Annotated in this window: 1 protein-coding gene; it reads left to right on the top strand. The window is 70.1% G+C overall.

Going from position 1 to position 271, the window contains the following annotated elements; translation table 11 throughout:
• The coding region (locus tag FQ664_RS26075) for a cytochrome C assembly family protein (protein ID WP_218570427.1) at positions 1-228 on the top strand (228 nt) is incomplete at its 5' end.
• Positions 229-271: the final 43 nt, after the last annotated feature.

The following is a 271-nucleotide window of genomic DNA, read 5'->3' as shown; positions in this document are numbered from 1 at the left end:
GTGGACTGGTGGGGGGCGCTGCACCAGCGCCAGTCGATCAACGTGTTCGGCGAGAACGCCGTGCGGCCGGAGCTGATCGCCCCGCTGTGGTGGATGGTGGTCGCCACCAAACTGTGGTTCGTCGGCTCGCTGCTGGCCAAGGCGCGCGCCGACAACATCGCGCGCGAGGCCGGCAAGGCCTGGATCGGCGAGCGCTTCGGCACCGCGGATGGGGAGGCACGGCGATGACCCACCTGCCCTACCTCATCGCCGCCTTCGCGGTGTTCCTGCT

Source organism: Pseudomonas persica (genome assembly GCF_900291015.1).
In the GTDB taxonomy this organism is placed as follows: Bacteria; Pseudomonadota; Gammaproteobacteria; order Pseudomonadales; family Pseudomonadaceae; genus Aquipseudomonas.
This window is presented reverse-complemented; position numbering and strand designations above follow the sequence as displayed.